Annotated in this window: 7 protein-coding genes; 2 read left to right on the forward strand and 5 right to left on the reverse strand. The window is 28.3% G+C overall.

Going from position 1 to position 3,652, the window contains the following annotated elements; genetic code table 11:
* The 3 genes from ACN4EE_RS22380 to ACN4EE_RS22390 all read right to left on the reverse strand — a co-directional run.
* Nucleotides 1-346 (reverse strand): protein kinase domain-containing protein (locus tag ACN4EE_RS22380; RefSeq protein ID WP_431708730.1); only part of this gene is annotated, 346 nt, incomplete at its 3' end.
* Nucleotides 347-454: 108 nt separating this feature from the next.
* Nucleotides 455-598, reverse strand: a complete 144-nt coding sequence (locus ACN4EE_RS22385; RefSeq protein ID WP_431708731.1) for a hypothetical protein — start codon at nt 596-598, stop codon at nt 455-457.
* A 5-nt stretch (nt 599-603) separates the two neighbouring features.
* The gene (locus ACN4EE_RS22390; RefSeq protein ID WP_431708732.1) at nt 604-846 is read right to left on the reverse strand and encodes a DUF433 domain-containing protein; all 243 of its coding nucleotides are present in this window, start codon (nt 844-846) and stop codon (nt 604-606) included.
* A gap of 278 nt (nt 847-1,124) precedes the next feature.
* Between ACN4EE_RS22390 and ACN4EE_RS22395 the strand changes: the two genes are divergently transcribed.
* Nucleotides 1,125-1,346: a hypothetical protein gene (locus tag ACN4EE_RS22395; protein ID WP_431708733.1), complete on the forward strand. Its 222-nt coding sequence runs from the start codon at nt 1,125-1,127 to the stop codon at nt 1,344-1,346.
* On the forward strand, nt 1,324-1,581 hold the full coding sequence (locus ACN4EE_RS22400; protein WP_431708734.1) for a ParE family toxin-like protein: 258 nt from the start codon (nt 1,324-1,326) through the stop codon (nt 1,579-1,581). Before ACN4EE_RS22395 ends, ACN4EE_RS22400 begins: the two co-directional genes overlap by 23 nt.
* Here ACN4EE_RS22400 and ACN4EE_RS22405 read toward each other — a convergent pair.
* The gene (locus ACN4EE_RS22405) at nt 1,578-2,789 is read right to left on the reverse strand and encodes a serine hydrolase (protein ID WP_431708735.1); all 1,212 of its coding nucleotides are present in this window, start codon (nt 2,787-2,789) and stop codon (nt 1,578-1,580) included. The genes ACN4EE_RS22400 and ACN4EE_RS22405 overlap by 4 nt on opposite strands.
* A 2-nt stretch (nt 2,790-2,791) precedes the next feature.
* The coding region (locus tag ACN4EE_RS22410; RefSeq protein WP_431708736.1) for an ARC6/PARC6 family protein at nt 2,792-3,652 on the reverse strand (861 nt) is incomplete at its 5' end.

Below are 3,652 nucleotides of genomic sequence, written 5' to 3' on the forward strand. Positions count from 1 at the left end.
ATTTAAGAGTATTAAGCAAGGATGACAAAATCGATTCACATTGGCTATGATGAATAGTGCCTAATTCCGCTAAACTTTTCCCTTCAATATATTCTTGAACTAAATAAAATTCTTGGTTTTCGACAAAATAAGCATATAAAGTGGGGATTTGTTGACAATTTTGCCCTAATTCTTCTAATACTTTAGCTTCTCTCTCGAATAATCCTTGAATTAGCTCGATCGAAATGTTATTTTGATGAGCAGGTTTTAGTTTTTTAATGACAACCTGTCTTCGAAATGTATCCCCAAAGCCACCGCTACCTAAACTTTTAATGATTTTGTATCTGGTTTCGATCGAACTTACCATAATATTTTCCCTCAATTTAAGACTATATATACTTATCAGGGTGATTTACTCAAATTATGCACTCTTAATCAAATTGTATAACAAAAATACTTTCTGAGCTTACGAATTTTAATGAACTTGAGGGCGAATTCTAATTTTTTTTTCACCAGCAATGACTATAGCCCTTGATTCTAAATATTGACTATAATAGCCCATATCCATCAGTAATATTTTCAATGCACCACTAGCATTAACATCTAATAAAAATCTCATATCTATTATGCTGTCACTCGATCGAAAACTTCTTCATTAGCGACTAAATTATAAGCATAAAGTAGCACAGCTTGAATATCTGCTAATTCCAAATCAGGATAGTCTTCTAAAATTTCCTCTATGGTTGCCTCTTTGGCTAAAAGTTCTAAAATCATTTCTACGGAAATTCTTAACCCCCGAATAATTGGTTTTCCTGCTAAAATATCTCGATTAAAGGTAATTCTTGATAATAAATTTTGATTGATCATGATTGTTTTTAGGGATTAATTTTTATGTTAGTTTAAACTAATCAAGAAGCAATAGACAACTATCAATTCGTAATATTAAATTATAATCTCGATCGAGCTAAAATAAAATAAAATTCACTCTTAACATTCAATTGATTTTGTAGATGACAGTTTAGGTATTGTTGATAATTTAGATAATGAAATAATTAGAGCATTTTATCAGTGATTTTTTATAACTGCTTACAAAAATTAATAGATCATCAACTATAATAAAATGGACACTTAATTTAAACTGAAAAATGACAACTTTAATAGAGATTGAAACGGCAATTAAACAATTAAACAAAGATCAAGTTTTACAACTTGCACAATGGCTAGATGAATATTTAGATGATAATTGGGATAATCAAATAAAAAATGATTTCAAAGAAGGTAAATTAGATCGATTAATTGCAAAAGCTGAAGCAGATATTAAAGCTAATAATGTGAGAAATCTTGATGAAGTCATTTACAACAACTGATTTTTGGAGTAATTATGCCAAACTTCCTCCAAACATAAAACAACAGGCAAAAAAGTGTTATCAACTATGGAAAAAAAATTCACAATATCCCTCTTTACATTTTAAAAAAGTAGATAAAAATTTATGGTCTATTCGTATCACTATAAATTATCGGGCTTTAGCTATCAAAAAAGGTGATGATTATTACTGGATTTGGATTGGTACTCATGATGAATATGATAATTTATTATCTTAATTAGATATTTTTACCATTTCTTCATAAACCATTTTAGACACGATCGGCATAAATTCCACATCTTTATAATAAGCTGGATCATCTCCTAAAATAACTAAAATATAGCGAGTTTTTCCATCAGGACTAATAATAATTGCACCATCATTTCTATTACTAAAAGTCCATCCCATTTTAGAATAAAATTGAGCATTTTTATCAGGTATTCCTTCCCCTAAAAATCCTTTGATAGAATTAAAGGGAATATCTTGCCATGCACTAGGGTTTAAATCTCTTTTTAATAACGATAACATCGCCTGTGATTGAGGAAATTTTTGAACATAAATTTGATACATTAATAAAGCAGTATTATAAGAACTTATATAGTTTCTAAGAGGTTTTTCTTGCCCGTTAGGATGACGTAATTGTAAATCTGTACCTTCGGGCATATCCATTTGTAAGTAAGGAATAGGGAAGGTTTTTTGACTAATATTAAGATTAGGATAATTAAAAAAATTATTTAGATTTTCTCGATTATTTTTCCATAGCTGAAATTGATTATCGGGTAATTTTTCTTTTGATGATTTAGTCTTAGAAATAATATCAACAACTATGCTTGAATCTTCATTATCAGAATCAACTATCATTTTTGTTAAATGTGCCTTAAATTGTTCATCTGGATTAGGATTTTGAGTATAGGCAATAACTAACCAAAATAATTTAACAAGACTAGCAGGATAACGAGGTATATTATCTTGATATTTAAAATAGCAAGGGCTTCTATTTTCCTTAATTAAAGAACATGAATACTCACTAAAATCAATTAAACTAAATGATAATTTTTCTAAAGGTAAGTTTCTTTGGTTTGCTAAATTAATAATTTTTTGTTCAACAGAAACTAACTCTTTTTGTTGTGAATTCACATTAAAAGAATGTGGTAATTGATTCTCTTTTAAATCAGAGTTGAGATTATTTTCTGATCCTATTGTTATTTGACTATCATTACTTTCAAATTTTGTATCTTCTCCTATAGTTACTCTCTCCTGATTTGTTTCATTAAGAGGTGTTTCTGATTCTACTTGAGTTAAATTTTTCTCTTTATTTTGATTATAAATGGTTAATAAACCTATGGTAATAATAAAGGCGATACAAGGAGTAATTATAGGAAATAAAAAAGATAATTTATTTTTTCCTAATTGTTTAAGTTTTTCTTTTAGTTGATTTTTATTCATTTTTATTTTACTTCGTAATTATAAATTTTCCAGTTGCCATTCTCTTTCTCAAACCAATAAGTTACTGGCTTTGTATAACTTTTATACTTACCATTGCAACCTGCACTACTTGAACCATGTAAAGCCAATTTTTCTGAAACTCTTACAGTTAAACTTGGTCTAGTACCACTATTATTAAAAGAAATTACATTATCAATATTAGAATACTGATAATCATAATAACAATTATTATTGATGAGCCAATTCATCGATCCATCATACTTAGTTGTGTTATTATATAGTTGTCCTGTAGTTAATTCTTGTACTAAATACTGATTAAATTCACCACCAAAAATACGAGGTTTAGCGTCATACCACTTTTGAATAATATTTAACGCTTCTTGTTGATTAATCGAATGAGTTGAAACAGGATTAATAGGATTATTTGTTGCAACAGAATTATTTTTGACCTCATTTGTGAAAGATTCTATTTTTTGTTGTTGATTATTTTCTTTAGCTAATTTTTCCTCCATTGCTTGTTTTTCTTTTTCAATTTCTTCTTTTTCCTTTTCAACGGTAGCTAATTTTTCTTGAGTTTCTTTCATGTGTTGACTAATTAAAAATGCTCCTGACACTGCCAATGCTACTAATAAACTCGTCACTAGGGTAATTATCAAATTATTATTAGAAGAATTATTACTAGGATTATGATTAATATTAGTTTGTGGTGTATTAATAGGGTAATTAACGGAATGTGTATTATTAACGGGTTGACTCACAGGATTGGGAATTAATACCGTTGGGGATGAATTGGAGTTAGTGGGTTTTGATAAATCAATATTATTGACAGGAGGTGTTACCGCCACCGTATTAATTTGACTCAT

This window comes from Geminocystis sp. CENA526 (genome assembly GCF_050753365.1).
In the GTDB taxonomy this organism is placed as follows: Bacteria; Cyanobacteriota; Cyanobacteriia; order Cyanobacteriales; family Cyanobacteriaceae; genus Geminocystis.

Bases quoted from the DNA above. Each gene is read 5' to 3' on its own strand.
- ACN4EE_RS22385 (WP_431708731.1), bottom strand. From the start codon at position 598: ATGAGATTTTTATTAGATGTTAATGCTAGTGGTGCATTGAAAATATTA.
- ACN4EE_RS22390 (WP_431708732.1), bottom strand. From the start codon at position 846: ATGATCAATCAAAATTTATTATCAAGAATTACCTTTAATCGAGATATT.
- ACN4EE_RS22395 (WP_431708733.1), top strand. From the start codon at position 1,125: ATGACAACTTTAATAGAGATTGAAACGGCAATTAAACAATTAAACAAA.
- ACN4EE_RS22400 (WP_431708734.1), top strand. From the start codon at position 1,324: ATGAAGTCATTTACAACAACTGATTTTTGGAGTAATTATGCCAAACTT.
- ACN4EE_RS22405 (WP_431708735.1), bottom strand. From the start codon at position 2,789: ATGAATAAAAATCAACTAAAAGAAAAACTTAAACAATTAGGAAAAAAT.